The organism is Achromobacter sp. ACM04 (genome assembly GCF_014851465.1).
GTDB classification, from domain to species: Bacteria; Pseudomonadota; Gammaproteobacteria; order Burkholderiales; family Burkholderiaceae_B; genus Achromobacter; species Achromobacter aegrifaciens.
In genome coordinates this window covers 424,732-442,275 of record NZ_JACUZS010000002.1, presented here as the reverse complement: position 1 = coordinate 442,275, position 17,544 = coordinate 424,732, and the positions used below count along the sequence as shown (strand labels likewise).

Sequence of the window (17,544 nt, the reverse complement as noted above, 5' to 3'; positions counted from 1 at the left end):
GGCGGTAGCGTTGAGTCCTCGCCGTCCTCCACTTCTTGCGCCTGCCATGCCCGACGAACAGCCTTCCGTTTCCGCCGCTTCCGTTGCACCCGATCCGCTCATCTGCAACGGCGCGGCGCTGCGCAAGGCGACCCGGCGCGTTTCGCAGCTGTACGACACGGTGCTGGCTCCCTGCGGCCTGAAGGTGTCGCAGCATTCCATCCTGGTGCATATCGCGCGCGCGGGCACGCCGTCGATGACCGACCTGGCGCGCAACATGGTGCTGGACCGCTCGGCGCTGGCGCACAATCTCAAGCCGCTGGAGCGCGACGGCTACGTGCAGATGTCGCGCGACCCGCTGGACGGGCGCAGCCGCCGCGTGGCGTTGACAGACGCGGGACGCGCCAAGCTGGCGGAGTCCAAGCGTCTGTGGAAAGACGCGCAGCGCCGCTTCGAGGCGGCCTACGGCGCCGAACGCGCCGCCGCGTTGCGGCGCTCGCTGGCCGATATTTTTTCCGACGAGTTTGCGCTGGCCTTCAGCCGCGGCTAGGGCCGCTGGGGGCGTCGTCGGCAGCGGCTGCGGGTCTGGCGGGTAGCAGCTGGCCGCGCGAGCGCAGCCCGGACCCGCCCAGCGCCAGCACCGCACCCAGCACGCAAGCCATGCCGGCCAACTGCGCGGGAGCCAAGGATTCGCCCAGCAGCCCGGCGGCCAGCGCTACCGCCGATACCGGCGCCAGCGCGGTGAACAAGGCGGCTTCGGCGCCGTTGACGCGGGCCGCGCCCGCATACCAGAGCAGGAAGCCGCCCACGGTGGGCACCAGCGCGTAGTAGGCCACCGCGGCCATCGCCGAAGCGGGCAAGTTCAGATCCCACGGCGCTTCCGCCACGCATGCCACGGCCGAGAATGCCAGGCCAAAGCCCGTCATGAGCGTCGATAGCGCCAGCGGCGCCACCGGCTGGCGCAGCCGCTTGTTCAACAGGATGAATAATCCTTCGCACAGCACCGCGCCCAGGATCAGCGCGTTGCCCGCCAGCGAGCGCGCGCCGCCTTGACCGGCCGAATGGCGCATCATCAGCCAGACGCCGAAGGCCGCGGCGACGATGGCGGCCAGCGTGGGCTTGCCCGGGCGTTCGCCCAGCAGCAGGATGGCGATGGCAGCCGAGACCAGCGGCAAGGTGCCCAGGATGATGCCGCCGTCCACCGCCGACGCACGCTGCAGCCCGGCGATCAGCAGCGCGGTGTAGCCGACGCTGCCGGCGATGGCCTGGACGGCCAGCAGCAGCCAGTCGCGCGGCGCCAGCCGCGGCAGGCGCGCGCCGGTCAACGCCATCAGCAGGGCGAAGCAGGGCAGTGCGATGGCGAAGCGCAAGGCCGTCGCGGTGAAGGGCGGCAAGCCCGTGCCGATGATCTTGCTGGCGGCTACCGTGCTGCCCACCAGCGCCATGGCGGCCGCCAGATAGCAATAGCCCTGCATCCGATTGTTCATTACCCGACCCACGCCTGTTCAGAGAGAGGCGCCCAGGCTAAGCGGCCGGGCGCGGCCGGGTCTTGAACGAAATTGCAGGGCTCAGCTTGCGGCCAGCGCGTAGCGGCGCGGCGATACGCCGTAGGCGCGCACGAACAGCCGGGTCATGTGGCTCTGGTCGGCAAAGCCGACCGCGGCCGCGGCATCGGCCAGGGCCGAGCCTTGCCGGATCAGGCTGCGCGCCAGCAGCAGGCGCCGCTGCACCTGGTAGGCGTGGGGCGTGAGGCCGGTGTCGCGGGCGAACGCCCGCAGCACCTGGTAGCGGCTCAGGCCGCTGGCCGCGGCCAGGTCGGCCAGCGACAGCGAGGCCGCCGGGTCGTCGTCGATCAGCGCGCGGGCATGGCGGATGGCGTCTGGGGCGGCGCGCGCGGGCCGGGCCAGACGCTCGGCATCGCGGTCGCGCGCCTGCGCCAGGATGCGCAGCAGCAGCGCATCGCAAGCCAGCGGCGCCGCGCCGGCAGTGGCCTGGGCATACAGCGCCAGCACGTCCCGCGCCAGCGCGGGGCGGTCCTGTGCTGGGTGCTCGAATTCGTAGCCGAGGCCGCTTGCGTCCAGTTCGGCTGCGGCCTGTGCCACCACCTCGGGGTCCAGATACAGCATCTGCCAGGCGCGTTCGCCATTGCCGATGGGGGCGCCGTCATGCACTTCGCCGGGGTTCACCGTGATGACGTGGCCGGGGCCGGCCTCGACCTGGCCACGGCCGCTATGCGAGACCTGGGCGCCCTGGCGCATGACGCCGATGCCGAACTGCTCGTGCATGTGGCGCGCGAACGCATGCCGGCTGTGCGCGGCCACGGCCTGCACGCCGGCGAGGGCGCTGCGCTGCATGACGAACTGGCCTGAGTTCATGGGGAGTCTGGGGCAAGGGGCTTGCAGGCAGTATCACCCGCCCGCCCCGGCGCGATCAAGAGGCCAGCGGCCCGGCGCTCAGGCTATTGCAGCCCGTTCCAGCGTGCCACCGCGGGCTCGGCCGCGGCCCACTTCCACTGACCGCCAGGCTGCTGGCAGATCATGCTGGAGTAGGCGGGCGCGGGTGCGTCCTTCTGCTCCACCGTGAACAGCACCTCGCGGCAATGGGTCAGCGGCGTGGCGATGTCGCGCACCACCTGGATGCCGCCGCGCTCGTTGCCTATGGACAGCGGTTGGCGGATTTCCCACTGGCGCACCTGGCCGATGGGCAGGGCGCCCGCCGCGTTGGCCATGACGTTCTGCTGGTCGTTCTTCCACTCGCGCAGCACGTATTTCACCGTGGCATCCACCGCCGCCTGGACCGTGACGCCAATGGCGTAGCCCGCCACCGGATTGGCGGTGGCTGCGCCGCTGACGGTGCCGACCACGGCGCCCGCCGCGCCGCCGATCGAGGAGCTCTGGCAGCCGGCCAGGCCCAGGCAGGCGGCCAGCGCCAGCAGGCTTGCGGCGCGCCTCACTGCAGCGAGCCCCAGCGGGCCGTGGCGGGCTCGGCGCTGGCCCAGCGCCAGTGCTCGCCGTCGCGGCACACGGTGGTGACGTAGAACTCGCGTTGCGGATCGGCGCCAGCCTTGTCGGCCGGCGTGTCTATGGAGAAGACCACTTCCTTGCATTCCAGGTTCACGCCGCCGATCAGCCGGCTGACCGTGACCTGGCCCTGCGCGTCGCTTTCGATGGGCAACTGGTGCTTGACCTGCCAGTTGGCCACCTTGCCCACCGCCAGCGGGCCGGCGGCCATGGCGATGGCGTCCTGTTCTTCGCCGCGCGTCTTGCGCTGGGCGTAGGCCAGCGCGGCCTTGGCGCCGGCCTGCACGCCCAGGCCGATGCCGGTGGCGACGGTGGCGTTGTCAGTGACCTTGTTGGCGATGGCGGTGCCGGCGATACCGGCCGCGGCGCCCGTGCCTTCGTTCAGCAGCGAATTGCAGCCGGACAATCCGGCAAGCGCGGCGATGGTGAGGAGGGCGATTGCGCCGCGGCCCGGGTTGATAGGCGGAAGTGTGAACAAACTGCGTGCCCTCCTGCTTGTTGCTTGGCGCGGGAAGTATAGGAGGGCGCGCCGCCGCGGCGCGAGCGTATTTGCATTTGTTGGCAATTTTCCTGGCGCGCGGATCAGGCGGGCAGGCGCGCGCCCTTGGTGTAGGCCTCGCGCAGCGCGGCGGCGAACAGCGCGTCGACGTTGCGGCGCAGGCCCTCGGCGCGCGTGAACAGCGCGATCGGCGGCAGGGTCCAGTCGAAGGAATACGGCACGATGGCGGCGCCGGCGATGCGCACCAGCTCGTCGGCGATGTCTGCGGGCAGGATGGCGACGGCGCGGTCGCTGGCCACGATCATTTCGCCGATCAGCTTGGACGAATCGCTTTGCACCGACGGAGTCGGGGGCGCCAGCCCGGCGCGCAGGAAGATCTCGGACACCTGTTCGCGGATCGGGCTGTCCGGCGTGCCCAGGATCCAGTCCAGGTCGGCCAGCCGGTTCCATTCCAGCCGCGAGCGGCCCAGGCGGGCCGCCAATCTGCGGCTGGCGATCAGGCGCGGCTGCTGGTGGTACAGCACCTCGAAGCCCAGGTTGTCCATGTCCACCGAGGGAGTGGCCCAGCCCACCACCATGTCCAGCGTATGGTCGCGCAGCTGGCGCAGCAGCGCCGGCCCCTGGCCTTCGTGGATGGTGGCGGTGATGCGGCGGCCTTGGGGCAGGGTGCGGCTGATGGCGGACGACAGCATCTGGCCGGACACGAAGGGGATGACGCCGATGTGCAAATGGGCGGCGTGGCCGGCCGCCACGGCCTCCATTTCCTGGACCAGATGCCCCAGGTCGTGGACCAGGGCGCGGGCGCGGGCCAGCACCACCGCGCCCAGCGGAGTGGGCGTCATGCCGCGCACCGAGCGTTCGAACAGGGGCACGTCGAACATGCTTTCCAGTTCGGCCAGGGCATTGGTCACGGCTGGCTGGCTGGTGGCCATGTGCTCGGCCACCCGGGTCAGCGAGCCGTGCTGCTCGATCTGCAGCAGCAGCACCAGGTGGCGCATCTTCAGCCGCGAGGTCAGTTTCCGGATAACCAGGTCCGGATCAAAGGCTGTCATAGGCGATGCATAAGGTAAAGATTATGGGACGATATTAAAGTTGAATGATCTGCTTATGTATTGGAGCCTAGAATTTTTCCTATATCAAGACTAGGAGGCTCAGCCCCATGAATACGCAATCGGATCGCCAGGCAGCACTGGACTATCACGAGTTCCCCACTCCGGGGAAGATCTCCGTCGTGGCGTCCAAGCCGCTGGTCAACCAGCGCGACCTGGCCCTGGCGTACTCGCCTGGCGTGGCGGCGGCCTGTGAAGAAATCGTGGCCGATCCGGCCAATGTGTACCGGTACACCGGCCGCGGCAACCTGGTGGGCGTGATCACCAACGGCACCGCGGTGCTGGGCCTGGGCAACATCGGCGCGCTGGCCTCCAAGCCGGTGATGGAAGGCAAGGCGGTGCTGTTCAAGAAGTTCGCCGGCCTGGACGTGTACGACATCGAAATCAACGAGACCGACCCGGACAAACTGGTCGAGATCATCGCGGGCCTGGAAGCCACCTTCGGCGGCATCAACCTCGAAGACATCAAGGCGCCGGAGTGCTTTACCGTCGAGCGCAAGCTGCGCGAGCGCATGAAGATCCCCGTCTTCCATGACGACCAGCACGGCACGGCCATCACCGTTTCGGCCGCCTTCATCAACGGCCTGAAGGTCGTGGGCAAGGACATCAAGCAGGTCAAGGTGGTGACCTCGGGCGCAGGCGCGGCCGCGCTGGCCTGCCTGGACCTGATGGTGGACCTGGGCCTGCCGCTGGAAAACGTCTGGGTCACCGACATCGAAGGCGTGGTCTATGAAGGCCGCACGGTGCTGATGGATCCGGACAAGGCGCGCTTCGCGCAAAAGACCGACGCCCGCAAGCTGGCCGAAGTGATCCAGGGCGCCGACGTGTTCCTGGGCCTGTCGGCGGGCGGCGTGCTCAAGCCCGAAATGGTCGCGGCCATGGGTCCGCGTCCGCTGATCCTGGCGCTGGCCAACCCCACGCCCGAGATCCTGCCGGAAGTGGCGCAGTCGGTGCGCGACGACGTGGTCATGGCGACCGGCCGTTCGGACTATCCGAACCAGGTCAACAACGTGCTGTGCTTCCCGTACATTTTCCGCGGCGCGCTGGATGTGGGCGCCACCACCATCACCCGTGAAATGGAAAAGGCGGCGGTGTACGCCATCGCCGAGCTGGCGGAAGAAGAGCAGAACGAAGTCGTGGCCGCGGCCTATGGCACCTACGACATTTCGTTCGGCCCTGAATACCTGATCCCCAAGCCCTTCGATCCGCGCCTGATCGTGCGCATCGCCCCGGCGGTGGCCAAGGCCGCGATGGAAGGCGGCGTGGCGACGCGTCCGCTGGCGGACCTGGAAGCCTACGAAGAGCAGCTGCAGCAGTTCGTGTACCACTCGGGCGCCTTCATGAAGCCGCTGTTCTCGGCGGCCAAGCGCATCGTGCGCGAAGGCGGCAAGTCTCGCATCGTGTTCACGGAAGGCGAAGACGAGCGCGTGCTGCGCGCGGTGCAGGTGATCGTCGATGAAGGCCTGGCCCGTCCCATCCTGGTGGGCCGTCCCGCGGTCCTGCTGTCGCGCATCGAGAAGTTCGGCCTGCGCCTGCGCCTGGGCGAGGACGTCGAAGTCACCAACCCGGAATATGACGAACGCTTCCACCAGTACTGGACCACGTACTGGGAACTGATGTGCCGTCGCGGCATCACCAAGGAAATGGCGCGCGTGGAAATGCGCCGCCGCCTGACCCTGATCGGCGCGATGATGGTGCATCTGGGCGACGCCGACGGCATGGTCTGCGGCACGGTGGGCGCGTACCACGACCACCTGCGCTTCGTGGACGAGGTCATCGGCCGCCGTCCCGGCCACAACGTGTATGCCGCCATGAACATCCTGCTGCTCAACGAGCGCACGGTGGTGCTGGTGGACACGCACGTCAACGATGAACCTTCGGCCGAGCAGATCGCCGAGTTCACGGTGATGGCGGCGCAGGAAATGGCCCGCATGAACCTGGCGCCCAAGGTCGCGCTGCTGTCGCGCTCGAATTTCGGTTCGGGCAGTTCGGCCTCGGGCGCGAAGATGCGCCGCGCGCTGGAACTGGTGCGCCAGGCCGCGCCGGAACTCGAGATCGACGGTGAAATGCACGGCGACTGCGCGCTGGACGAAGCGCTGCGCATGCGCATCCTGCCTTCGTCTTCGCTCAAGGGCGAGGCCAACCTGTTGGTGTGCCCGAACGTGGACTCGGGCAACATCGCATACAACCTGTTGAAGACCGCCGCTGGCGGCAACGTTGCAGTGGGTCCGTTCCTGCTGGGCGCCAACGCGCCGGTGCACATCCTGACCTCCAGCTCCACCGTGCGCCGCATCATCAACATGACCGCGATGACCGTGCTGGACGCCAACCGCGTCGAAGCCTCGGCCTGATCCTGCTTGCGCGCCGTTGCGGCGCGCAGACAAGGCGAGAAAAAACGCGCCGCTCCATCCCGGGATGGAGCGGCGCGTTTTTTATGCGCTCGGGCGCTGGAATCCGGCGCGCTTAGTTGCTGCTGGCCTTCCAGGTGCCGTCCGGCTGCTTGCAGAACCAGAACTGCCATTTTTCCGTGGTGGCGCCGCGGGCGAAATCTCCAACCAGGAAGCGGCAAACGCGGTCGTCCTTGACCTTGCTGGTTTGCGTGGGGGTCAGCTGCACCGTGATGGGAGGCGCCTTGCGCGGCTGGTGCGTGCTGCTCCACTGGGTGCGCTGGCCGTCGGCCGAGCTGTTCAGCGACTGTGCCACGGCTTCATGGAAGGAGGGCTGATCGGCCTTGGGGATCTGCGTGATGATGGCATTGTTCAGCATCACCGGAGGCGCGGCAAAGGCCGGCGCGGCGATGCCGCAAGCCACCAGCAAAGAGGCGAGAACGCGGGTGTGTTTCAAGATGGGCTCCCTGTTGAGTCGTAGTGTTATGCCTGATCTTGGGGCGATAGTACGCGAACGGATGGAACAGTGCTTTGCGGGGGGCGTTGAAACTCGCGGTTTTTACCCTGAGGCCACACTTGAGCCCGGAGCGTCCCGCCATATGAAGCGCGGCCGGCGCTTTCCGCACAGGCGAAAAAAAGCCGCCAGACACTGGCGGCCAAGGTACAACAAGGGGAGGGGTAAATCTGCGTGCGCTTAGTTGCCGTGGTAGACGCCTTGGAAGGGCACGTTGTTCGGTTCCACATCGGCCATCTGGCCGGCGGCGCGGGCGGCGGCCAGTTCGGCGCGCACTTCAGCGCGGGTCTTGCCGGTGTGGGGCGTGCCGTAGACGCCTTGGAAAGGCACGTTGTTCGGTTCCACTTCAGCCATCTGGCCGGCAGCCTTGGCGGCGGCCAGTTCAGCCTGCACCTGGGCGCGGGTCGGGCCTTCATAAGGGGTGCCGTAGACGCCTTGGAACGGGACGTTGTTGGGTTCGATGTTGGGCGAGGCGGCGTAGGCGCCGGCGCTTAGCGCGGCCAGGGACATCATCAAAGCGGTAGCGAGGGTCTTCATGGTAAATCTCCGATTTCAAGAGCTTTGGGAGCGAATCGGCGGCCTATCCGTCTGGTTCGTTGCTGTTTCCCGATGGCTCAATAGTGCGCTGAATCGGACTAGGGATAAACCCGTATATTGGTAAAAGATATTCCCATCAGTGGAAAGATAGCCAATTTCTTAGGATATATTTTCCATTGATGGAACTGGGGACGGACTATCCGGCGTGCGCAAGCCTGGAATCCGGCGATTCCATGCGGTTTGGGGGCTTGGAGAGAAGGGCAGCGTGGATGCGCCGCCAGTACCGCAGGCGCAGCGTCAGTAGTGCGGCGGTATTTCGTCGCGCAGGCTGCGGAAGGGCGCGCCGCCCTCTGGCGCCTGCTGTCGCAGGTCGGCCACTTCGCGCATCAGCCGGTCTATCTGCTGTTGCTGGCGCACGATGATCTGGTTGAGCTGTTCCAGCATGTCGTCCGAGAAGCTGGCCTTGACCTCCAGCTCCAGCAGGCGGCGTTCGATGTCTTGCAAGTTATCCATGGCGGGTATTAGAACCGATTCCCGCCGCGGCCCCTACAGGAGGCGTGTTTGACGCAGCGGCGATGGTGGCGTACGGGCGTGGGGCATTGGGCCGTGCATGGCCTGCTGGCGTCGTTTCCGGCCGGAACTGCCTGGGCCCAGGAGGCTGAGCCGCTCTTGCCTGCGGTAGTGGTGACCGGCACGCGCCTGGGCACCGCGGTGCTGGACACGCCCGCTTCGGTCAATGTGGTGGAGGGCGCGGCCATGCGCCTGCAGCAGCCGGGCATCAACCTGTCGGAGGGCCTGGCCGGCGTGCCCGGCCTGCAGATCCAGAACCGCCAGAACTACGCGCAGGATTTGCAGATCTCCAGCCGCGGCTTTGGCGCGCGTTCCACCTTCGGCGTGCGCGGCGTGCGGCTGTACGTGGACGGCATTCCGGCCACCATGCCGGACGGCCAGGGACAGACCTCGAACATCGACATAGGCTCCATCGGCAGCGTCGAAGTGCTGCGGGGGCCGTTTTCAGCGCTGTACGGCAATTCCTCGGGCGGCGTGATCCAGGTGTCGACCGAGGATGGCGTGGCGCCGCCGTCGCTCACGGCCAGCGGCTGGGGCGCCAGCTATGGCACCTGGCGCTACGGCGCCCGCGCCAATGGCGCCAGCGGCGGACTGGACTACGTGCTGGACCTGACCCGCTTCACCACCGACGGCTACCGCGACCACAGCGCCGCCCGCAAGAACCTGGCCAACGCCAAGCTTGGCCTGCAGCTGGACGACGCCAGCCGGCTGACCCTCGTGGCCAACAGCGTGGACCTCAAGGCGCAGGATCCGCTGGGCCTGACCTATCAACAGTTCCAGGACGACCCGCGCGCGGCGCCGCTGGCCGAGCAGTACGACACCCGCAAGACGGTCAGGCAGACCCAGGGCGGCGCGATCTACGAGCGCCAGGTCGATAGCCGCAATAGCTTGCGGGTGATGGTCTATTACGGCCAGCGCGATACCACGCAGTACCAGGCGATTCCCCCTGCCGCGCAGATGGCGCCCACCCAGGCCGGCGGGGTCATCGACCTGAAGCGCCAGTACGGCGGCGCGGATCTGCGCTGGACCTCCGAGCTGGCGGCGGCAGGCCGGCCGCTGACCCTGATCGGCGGCTTTGCCTACGATTCCATGCGCGAAGACCGCAAGGGCTACCAGAACTACACCGGCACGGGCGCCAGCCGCCAACTGGGCGTGCAGGGGGCGCTGCGGCGCGACGAAACCAATACCGTCTACAACGCTGATCCTTATCTGCAGGCTTCCTGGCAGGTGTCGCAACGCTGGACGCTGGATGCGGGCCTGCGCTATAGCACCGTCAGCTTCGATTCCAGCGACCACTACATCGCGCCGGGCAATGCCGACGACAGCGGCGACGCGCGCTATCGCAAGGCATTGCCGGTGGCGGCCATCCGCTATGCGCCGAACGCCGGCCTGAGCTTCTACGCTTCATATGGCCGGGGCTTCGAGACGCCGACGCTCAACGAGATCTCGTATCGACCCGGCGGCCAGCCCGGCCTGAATTTCGGGCTGGCGCCCGCGCTCAGCACCAACCTGGAAGCCGGCGTAAAGGCGAACCTGGCTGGCGGCCTGCTGACGGCCGCGGTGTTCCATACCGGCACCGACGATGAAATCGTGTCCGCGGGCAGCTCGGGCGGAAGGACCACGTACCAGAACGCCGGCCGCACGCGGCGCGACGGCGTGGAACTGGGTTGGTCCGGCGAATTCGCCCGTCACGGCCGTGCGCAGTTCGCCTATACATGGCTGAATGCGCGTTACGCCGATGACGGACCCGGCGACATCCGCGCCGGCAACAAGATCCCCGGCATCGCAGCCCAGGCCGCCTTCGCCTCGCTGGCCTGGGCGCCGCCCGAGGGCTGGCGGGCCACGGTGGAAGGGCGTTTCCTCAGCAAGATCTACGTGAACGACGCCAACGACGGCGATGCGCCCGCCTACTTCGTGGCCGCATTGAGCGCGGGCTATGTGTTCAAGGCGGGGGCCTGGGAACTGAACGCCTATGGGCGCGTGGACAACCTGTTCGACCGCCGCTACGCCGGCTCCGTGATCGTCAACGAGACCAATGGGCGCTACTACGAACCGGCGGCAGGGCGCAGCCTGGGAGCGGGCCTGGGCGCCACGTACCGGTTCTGAAGCCGGGCTTCAGTCGGGCATTTCCGGATAGCAGAAGCCATGGTCCTCGCAGGCCGGACAGCCCGGTGCGGCGGCCGGCGGCAGGCCCGCCTGTTCACAGGCGGAATAGGCCAGGAACTGCTTCCAGCGCAGGTTGCGCACATTGCGCACCACCAGTCCCGGATAGTGGCGCGCCAGCAGGAAAGTCACGTCCTCGCGGCCGGACAAACCCAGGTCCCGCCACAGATGGTCGGGCCGCAGACAGGCCTGGGTCAGCACGCTGCTGACCCAGGGCGTGGTCCCCGCGCCGGGAGCGGCCCAGGTGTCCAGCAGCGCGCGCAGCAGACGCGTGAATTCGGTTTGAGCCGCATCCATGGCGCGGGCCGGGTAGATGGCGGCTTGCTCGCGCAAGGCGGCGAGCGCGGGGTCATGGCCCGTCAGCGCGCCGGGAAAGAGGCGCGCGATCAGGCCTTCCAGTTCCCGGGATGACAGGCCGCAGCGTCCCAGGTCCCCGCAGGCCAGGCTCTTGCCGATGACCGTGGCGAAGAATCCCGCGTCGGGATGACCGGGCGGCGCATGGCGCAGCAGCGCGCCGGCGAACCGCAAGGTGGGACCGGCGCTGTCGGCCGGGGGGGCTGCGGTGGCGATGGAAACGACGTGCATGGTTGGGCCAGGAGCAGTAATTAAACTGTTAATTAAATCGTTATGGTGTTGAATATATAACGAAATGCCTCCGCAATCCTTGCCTGGCCGCAAGGCTGGCCCCACCGGCCGGCGCACAAAAAAAAACAGGCGCCCGCAGGCGCCTGTCTTTGCTTCAACGGCAAGCCGTCATTACATGGCGTGGCCCATGTTGACGTTCATGTTGTACAGCACCCATGCCGAACCGCCGACGATGATGGCGATGATCATTACGGTGAAGACAAACGTGGCCAGGTTGTCGCGGGCCGACTTCGATGCGCCCATGTGCAGGAAGTACACCAGTTGCACCAGCAACTGGAGCACGCACAGCGCAACCACGCCGGCGATGGTGATGGCGTGGGACAGTCCGCCGTTCATCACCAGGCCGAAGGAGCCGAAGGTGAGAAGCAGCGAAAGCACGAAACCGATGATGTAGGACTTCAGGCTGCCGTGGTCGGCGGCGTGATCGTCGTGGCCGTGTGCGGCCGCAGCGGAGTGCGACATCAGATGGCTCCCATGAGATAGACGAAGGTGAAGACGCAGATCCAGACGATGTCCAGGAAGTGCCAGAACAGGCTCAGGCACGCCAGACGACGCTTGTTGATCGAGTCCAGGCCATGGCGGCGGATCATGTCCAGCAGGACGATGATCCAGATCAGGCCGAAGGTGACGTGCAGGCCGTGCGTGCCGATCAGCGTGAAGAATGCCGACAGGTACGCGCTGCGGCCCGGGCCGGCGCCGATCGAGATCAGGTGATGGAATTCATAGACTTCCATCGCGATGAAGCCCGCGCCGAACAGGAACGTCACCATCAACCAGCCCATTGCGCGGCTCTTGTTGTTGGCGTGCACGTTCAGGTTGGCCATGCCGAAAGTGAAGCTGGAGAACAGCAGCAACAGCGTTTCGACCAGCACGAACTTCAGATCGAACAGTTCCTTGCCCGTCGGGCCGCCCGCGGTGGCGTTGAACAACACCGCGAACGTGGCGAACAGCACCGAGAAGATCAGCAAGTCGCTCATCAGATAGACCCAGAAACCGAATACGGTCTTGGATCCATCGTCATGATGCGCGTGATCGTCGTGACCCGCGTGGGGGTGAGTGGCTACGGCTTGAATCATGGCTCAGGCGGCCTTCTGCATTTTGTCAAAGTGAGCGTTTTCGATGCGTTCGACTTCCGCGGCCGGGACCCAGTAGTCGACGTCGCGGTCATAGGCGCGGACGATGAACGAACCGATCATGCCGACGAAACCGACGATGGACAGCCACCAGATGTGCCAGATCAGCGCGAAGCACATGACCAGGCCAAAGGCGCCGATGAATACGCCGGCGGCGGTGTTCTTCGGCATGTGGATGTCTTCGTACTTGGCCGGGCGCTTGTAGGCCTTGCCGTTCTGCTTGTCTTCCCAGAACTGGTCCAGCGAGTCAACGTGCGGCACGTGGGCGAAGTTGTAGAAAGGAGCGGGCGAAGAGATGGCCCATTCCAGCGTGCGGCCATCCCAGGGGTCGCCCGTGATGTCCTGGTTCTGCTTGCGCTGGCGGATCGAGACGAACACTTGCTGCAGCAGGAACCAGATGCCCAGCATGATCAGCGCGGCGCCAGCCAGGGCGACCAGCAGGTACGGCTGCCATTCGGGGTTGTCGTAGTGGTTCAGGCGACGCGTCATGCCCTTGAAGCCCAGGATGTACAGGGGCATGAAGGCCAGGAAGAAGCCGACGAACCAGCAGTAGAACGAGTAGCGGCCCAGGCGCTCATTCAGCTTGAAGCCGAAAGCCTTGGGGAACCAGTAGGTCATGCCGGCAATGCAGCCGAACACCACGCCACCGATGATGGTGTTGTGGAAGTGGGCGATCAGGAACAGGCTGTTGTGCAGCACGAAGGACACGCCGGGGATGGCCAGCATCACGCCGGTCATGCCGCCGATGACGAACACGATCATGAAGCCCAGCGTCCACAGCACCGGCGTGGTGATGCGCAGGCGGCCGCGGTAGATGGTGAACAGCCAGTTGAAGATCTTCGCGCCCGTCGGGATCGAGATGATCATTGTCGCTATGCCGAAGAAGGCATTGACGTTGGCTCCCGCGCCCATGGTGAAGAAGTGGTGCAGCCAGACCAGGAACGACAGCACGCCAATGGCGGCCGTGGCGTAGACCATGGACTTGTAGCCGAACAGGGTCTTGCGGGCGAAGGTGGCGACGATTTCCGAATACACGCCAAACGCCGGCAGCACCAGGATGTAGACCTCGGGGTGGCCCCAGATCCAGATCAGGTTCACGTACATCATGACGTTGCCGCCCATGTCGTTCGTGAAGAAGTGCGTGCCCAGGTAGCGGTCCATCGTCAGCAGCGCGAGCGTTGCAGCCAGCACGGGGAAGGCGGCGACGATCAGGACGTTGGTGACCAGCGAGGTCCAGGTGAAGATCGGCATCTTCATCAGGCTCATGCCCGGCGCGCGCATGCGCAGGATGGTCACGATGAAGTTGATGCCGCTAAGCGTGGTGCCCAGCCCGGATATCTGCAGTGCCCAGATGTAGTAGTCCACCCCCACGCTCGGGCTGTAGTCCAGTCCGGAGAGCGGCGGATAGGCGAGCCAGCCGGTCGCGGCGAATTCGCCCACGAACAGCGAGATCATCATCAGCGCGACGCCGGCGCCGAACAGCCAGAAGCTCAGCGAGTTCAGGAACGGGTACGCCACGTCGCGGGCGCCGATCTGCAGCGGCACCACGAGGTTCATCAGCCCGGTGATGAAGGGCATCGCCATGAAGAAAATCATGATGACGCCGTGGGCGGTGAAGATCTGGTCGTAGTGGTGCGGCGGCAGGAAGCCGGCCGAGTCGGCGGATGCGACCGCCAGCTGGGTACGCATCATGATGGCGTCGGCGAAGCCACGCAGCAGCATGATCAGGGCGACGATGATGTACATCACGCCAATGCGCTTGTGGTCGACGGTGGTCAGCCATTCCGTCCAGAGGTACTTCCACTTCTGGAAGTAGGTGATGGCGCCGAAGACCGCTAGGCCTCCCAGGCACACGGCGGCCAGCGTAACCATGACGATGGGTTCATGGTACGGAATGGCCTCGAGGGTGAGTTTCCCGAGCATTGTTAGTTAATTCCTGCGATCAGATTGTTCGACGTGGGGGTGCACGTGGCGGAGTCCACGCCGGCCATCTTGGTCATGGTGCTGCCAAGAATGAAATCAAACATGGCGGGGGGCGCCGAGGAGTACTTGACGACCGGGTTGTGCTCGCTGCGCTTGGTCAGCTCTGCATAGACCTCGGGGGTCAGCGCGGTCGGGGCAGCCTTGGCTTCCTTGACCCAGTTGTCGAACCCGTCCTGGGACATCGCGATGGCCTTGAAGCGCATGCCGGAGAAGCCGGCGCCGCTGTAGTTGGCCGAGATGCCGGCGTAGGTGCCGGCTTCGCGCGCGTTCAGGTGCAGCTTGGTCTCCATGCCGGCCATCGAGTAGATCTGGCTGCCCAGCTGGGGGATGAAGAACGAGTTCATGACCGTGGCCGAGGTGATCCGGAAATTGACCGGAACATCGACCGGGAAGGCGATCTCGTTGACCGTGGCGATGTCGTACTCGGGGTAGATGAACAGCCACTTCCAATCCAGCGAAACCACCTCGATGGTCACCGGCTTGTGTTCGGACACGAGCGGCTTGTAGGGATCCAGCGCGTGCGTCGAGCGCCAGGTGATCACGGCCAGGATGGCCACGATGATACAAGGGACGGTCCAGACCACGATTTCGATCGCCGTGGAGTGGGCCCACTTGGGCTGGTAGTCAGCTTTGGTGTTGGATGCGCGGTATTTCCAGGCAAAAACCAGGATCATGACGATGACCGGAATCACGACGATGAGCATGAGCCCGGTCGTCGTGAACAGCAAAGTCCTTTCCTGGATGCCAATATCTCCCTTGGGGGAGAGGATTTCCATGTTGCAGCCGCCAAGCAGCATGACCGCGCCGACGCTGAGAATGCGCGTAAGGGTCGCAAGGAGGGGGTGTTTCACGTACAGCCTTGGATGGAAGGTGGAAAATGCTGCATAGCAGCAGACTGGAATGCTGCTAGGCAGCAACGTCCATCCTATCGGCTTGATATGGGTCAAGCATGCGACGAATGGTCGCATTGCCTGGGAGGATTCCGCCCCAAGGGGAGCAGATACAGGGTTTTCCTAGGGGGGCAGGGGCTTGCTGCAAGGTTCCAGGGTGCGACGATATGTCGCACCCGCACATGCAGGGTATGCGACGATTTGTCGCATCTGCACAAATCAGTCGATGAGGACTTCGCGTTCCGGCCCCGGTTTTTTGGCCAGTTTACGCTGCAGGGAGCGCCGGTGCATGCCCAACAGGCGCGCCGCCGCCGAAACGTTGCCGCCGGTTTCGTGCAGGGCCTGGTGGATGTGCTCCCATTCCAGGCGGTGCAACGGCGTCATGGTGGTTTCGATCGTAACGTTTTCCGGCTTCACCAGGCCGAGGGTGCGCAGGATCATTGGCGCGGTGGCGGGCTTGGGCAGGTAGTCGTCCGCGCCGCGCTTGATGGCCTCGACCGCGGTGGCCACGCTGGCGTAGCCGGTGACCAGCAGGATCCGCATGTCGGCGCGCAGGGCGCGCAGCGGGCGGATCAGGGTCAGGCCGGAGTCTTCGCCCAGGCGCAGGTCCACCAGGGCGAAGGCGGGGCGGATTTCCTCGGCCACGCGCAGCGCCTCGGCGATGCCGGTGGCGGTTCGGGTTTCCAGGCCGCGACGCGACAGGCTGCGCTGCAAGGTGCGCACATACAACTCGTCGTCGTCGATCAGCAGGCCAAGATCGGTTGGGTTCATTGCACTCAAGTCCCGGTACTCCCCAGCGGGAGGTAAAAGCGGATACGCGTGCCGCCGTCTTCGGCGGCGGTCATGGTCATTTCGCCGCCCATCTGTTCCACCGTGGCGTGCGACAGCGCCAGGCCCACGCCCAGCCCTCCCGGCTTGCCGCTGTTGAACAGGCTGGTCGCTGGCAGCAGGGTCTGGTCGGGATCGAAACCCCGTCCGTAGTCCCTGACTTCGCCGCGCAGGGCGCCATAACCGTATTCCAGATGCAGGTCCACGCGCGGGACATCGGCGGCTTCGCCGGCGTCCGCCGCGTTGTTCAGCAGGGCCTGCAGCAGGTGGGCGATGGCCGGATCGACCCGCAGGCTGCCGGGCAGGGTGCCCGAGCGCTGCAGATCGATGGTCGGCCGGATCAGACGCCATTGCCCCACCACGCGGACCAGGTCCACCGCGGTTGGGACCGCCAGATTGCGGATACGTTCCCGGCACAGGGCCAACAGTTGGCTGAGCGTGGAAACGTCGGCGCGCAGGTCTTCGTCCTTGACTTCGGCGGCGATCTCGTCGGCCAGCAGGGTCATGGTCGCCAGCGGGGTGTTCAGTTCATGCGCCATCGCCGCCGCGTGGGTGGCCAGGGCGACGATGCCTTCGTTGCGGGTGAAGCGTTCGCGCAACCGTGCCAATTCGCGCTCGCGGTCGCGCAGGTCCGAGGCCAGGCGGGTCGAAAACACCAGCACCACCACCACCGAAATCAGGAAGTTGGCGCCCATGCCCCACAGCAGCAGGGTATGGGTGTCGACGTCGCCGCGCAGGGGCTGGCCGAAGATCGCGGCCGCCACGTAGCCCGAGATGCCTGCCACGGCCGCGGCCAGCGCCCAGTTGCGCGGCAGCGCCAGGGCCGCCAGCGCGGTCAGGATCAGGAACATCATGCCGAAGGGATTGCTGATGCCGCCGCTCCAGCCCACCATCCAGGCCAGCACCGCCATGTCCACGAACAGGTGGCCGAAGGCGGTGGCGTGGGACAGGTCGCGGCGGTGGCGCAGGCGCAGGCTGGCGTAGACGTTGAAGCCGATCAGGGCGCCTACGCCGATCCACAGCGGCTCCAGCGGCAGGGCCAGGCCCAGGACGCTGCTGGCCAGCAGGATGGTGGCGGCCTGGCCCGCGATGGCGAGCCAGCGCAGGCTGCAGAGGGTACGCAGGAATGAAAAGGCGGAACTACCGGGCATATCCAGACACAGAGGTGCCGGCAGGCTGCCGGCGGGTACGCGCCCGGCTGCGCGGAACGCTGGCATCCGGGGCGCGGCGCTGGGAGGCCGGCTGCCCCGCCGCGCCTTCAGGCTGGCCGGCGGTGGATGTGCAGGC

18 protein-coding genes are annotated in these 17,544 nt (G+C 66.2%); 3 read left to right on the top strand and 15 right to left on the bottom strand.

Annotated features, from left to right (window positions below; translation table 11 throughout):
- Positions 1-46 precede the first annotated feature (46 nt).
- Positions 47-529, top strand: a complete 483-nt coding sequence (locus IB259_RS12875) for a MarR family winged helix-turn-helix transcriptional regulator (protein ID WP_054451670.1) — start codon at positions 47-49, stop codon at positions 527-529.
- Here IB259_RS12875 and IB259_RS12870 read toward each other — a convergent pair.
- The 5 genes from IB259_RS12870 to IB259_RS12850 all read right to left on the bottom strand — a co-directional run bounded on the left by IB259_RS12870 (position 516) and on the right by IB259_RS12850 (position 4,550).
- A complete protein-coding gene (locus tag IB259_RS12870) occupies positions 516-1,466 on the bottom strand; it encodes a DMT family transporter (RefSeq protein ID WP_192329192.1) in 951 nt (316 codons plus the stop codon). The two genes, IB259_RS12875 and IB259_RS12870, sit on opposite strands and share 14 nt — an antisense overlap.
- Before the next feature lie 81 nt (positions 1,467-1,547).
- Entirely contained in the window at positions 1,548-2,354 is an 807-nt protein-coding gene (locus IB259_RS12865) for an AraC family transcriptional regulator (protein WP_192329190.1), read from the bottom strand.
- An 83-nt stretch (positions 2,355-2,437) separates the two neighbouring features.
- On the bottom strand, positions 2,438-2,932 hold the full coding sequence (locus IB259_RS12860; RefSeq protein WP_119451074.1) for a hypothetical protein: 495 nt from the start codon (positions 2,930-2,932) through the stop codon (positions 2,438-2,440).
- Positions 2,929-3,477, bottom strand: a complete 549-nt coding sequence (locus IB259_RS12855; protein ID WP_054451667.1) for a hypothetical protein — start codon at positions 3,475-3,477, stop codon at positions 2,929-2,931. The genes IB259_RS12860 and IB259_RS12855 overlap by 4 nt, the downstream gene beginning before the upstream one ends.
- A 104-nt stretch (positions 3,478-3,581) precedes the next feature.
- On the bottom strand, positions 3,582-4,550 hold the full coding sequence (locus IB259_RS12850; RefSeq protein ID WP_054451666.1) for a LysR substrate-binding domain-containing protein: 969 nt from the start codon (positions 4,548-4,550) through the stop codon (positions 3,582-3,584).
- A 107-nt stretch (positions 4,551-4,657) separates the two neighbouring features.
- Between IB259_RS12850 and IB259_RS12845 the strand changes: the two genes are divergently transcribed.
- Positions 4,658-6,958 carry an NADP-dependent malic enzyme gene (locus IB259_RS12845; protein ID WP_054451665.1) on the top strand — a complete coding sequence of 767 codons (2,301 nt, stop codon included), beginning with the start codon at positions 4,658-4,660 and terminating at the stop codon, positions 6,956-6,958.
- Between the two features lie 112 nt (positions 6,959-7,070).
- On the opposite strand, the gene IB259_RS12840 is transcribed toward IB259_RS12845, so the two are convergent.
- The 3 genes from IB259_RS12840 to IB259_RS12830 form a co-directional block, all read right to left on the bottom strand.
- Positions 7,071-7,451, bottom strand: coding sequence for a hypothetical protein (locus IB259_RS12840; RefSeq protein ID WP_054451664.1), 381 nt, complete (start codon positions 7,449-7,451; stop codon positions 7,071-7,073).
- A gap of 237 nt (positions 7,452-7,688) precedes the next feature.
- Complete coding sequence (locus tag IB259_RS12835) at positions 7,689-8,045, bottom strand: DUF4148 domain-containing protein (RefSeq protein ID WP_054451663.1); 357 nt, start codon at positions 8,043-8,045, stop codon at positions 7,689-7,691.
- 297 nt (positions 8,046-8,342) lie between these two features.
- Positions 8,343-8,558 carry a SlyX family protein gene (locus IB259_RS12830; protein ID WP_059377677.1) on the bottom strand — a complete coding sequence of 72 codons (216 nt, stop codon included), beginning with the start codon at positions 8,556-8,558 and terminating at the stop codon, positions 8,343-8,345.
- Positions 8,559-8,636: 78 nt separating this feature from the next.
- Here IB259_RS12830 and IB259_RS12825 point away from each other — a divergent pair, with 78 nt between their 5' ends.
- Entirely contained in the window at positions 8,637-10,721 is a 2,085-nt protein-coding gene (locus IB259_RS12825; RefSeq protein WP_192329626.1) for a TonB-dependent receptor, read from the top strand.
- A gap of 9 nt (positions 10,722-10,730) precedes the next feature.
- Here IB259_RS12825 and IB259_RS12820 read toward each other — a convergent pair whose 3' ends face one another.
- The 7 genes from IB259_RS12820 to IB259_RS12790 form a co-directional block, all read right to left on the bottom strand.
- Positions 10,731-11,363 carry a nitrogen fixation protein NifQ gene (locus IB259_RS12820; RefSeq protein ID WP_192329188.1) on the bottom strand — a complete coding sequence of 211 codons (633 nt, stop codon included), beginning with the start codon at positions 11,361-11,363 and terminating at the stop codon, positions 10,731-10,733.
- Positions 11,364-11,534: 171 nt separating this feature from the next.
- Positions 11,535-11,885, bottom strand: coding sequence for a cytochrome o ubiquinol oxidase subunit IV (gene cyoD, locus IB259_RS12815; protein WP_054451659.1), 351 nt, complete (start codon positions 11,883-11,885; stop codon positions 11,535-11,537).
- Positions 11,885-12,499 carry a cytochrome o ubiquinol oxidase subunit III gene (gene cyoC, locus IB259_RS12810; RefSeq protein ID WP_042794897.1) on the bottom strand — a complete coding sequence of 205 codons (615 nt, stop codon included), beginning with the start codon at positions 12,497-12,499 and terminating at the stop codon, positions 11,885-11,887. Before cyoC ends, cyoD begins: the two co-directional genes overlap by 1 nt.
- Before the next feature lie 3 nt (positions 12,500-12,502).
- On the bottom strand, positions 12,503-14,479 hold the full coding sequence (cyoB, locus tag IB259_RS12805) for a cytochrome o ubiquinol oxidase subunit I (RefSeq protein ID WP_054451658.1): 1,977 nt from the start codon (positions 14,477-14,479) through the stop codon (positions 12,503-12,505).
- A 2-nt stretch (positions 14,480-14,481) separates the two neighbouring features.
- Positions 14,482-15,390 (bottom strand): ubiquinol oxidase subunit II, encoded by a 909-nt coding sequence (gene cyoA / locus IB259_RS12800; protein ID WP_054451657.1) that lies wholly within the window; start codon positions 15,388-15,390, stop codon positions 14,482-14,484.
- A 258-nt stretch (positions 15,391-15,648) separates the two neighbouring features.
- Positions 15,649-16,200, bottom strand: coding sequence for a response regulator transcription factor (locus IB259_RS12795; RefSeq protein ID WP_042794894.1), 552 nt, complete (start codon positions 16,198-16,200; stop codon positions 15,649-15,651).
- 5 nt (positions 16,201-16,205) lie between these two features.
- A complete protein-coding gene (locus IB259_RS12790) occupies positions 16,206-17,408 on the bottom strand; it encodes an ATP-binding protein (protein WP_054451656.1) in 1,203 nt (400 codons plus the stop codon).
- Between the last annotated feature and the right edge of the window lie 136 nt (positions 17,409-17,544).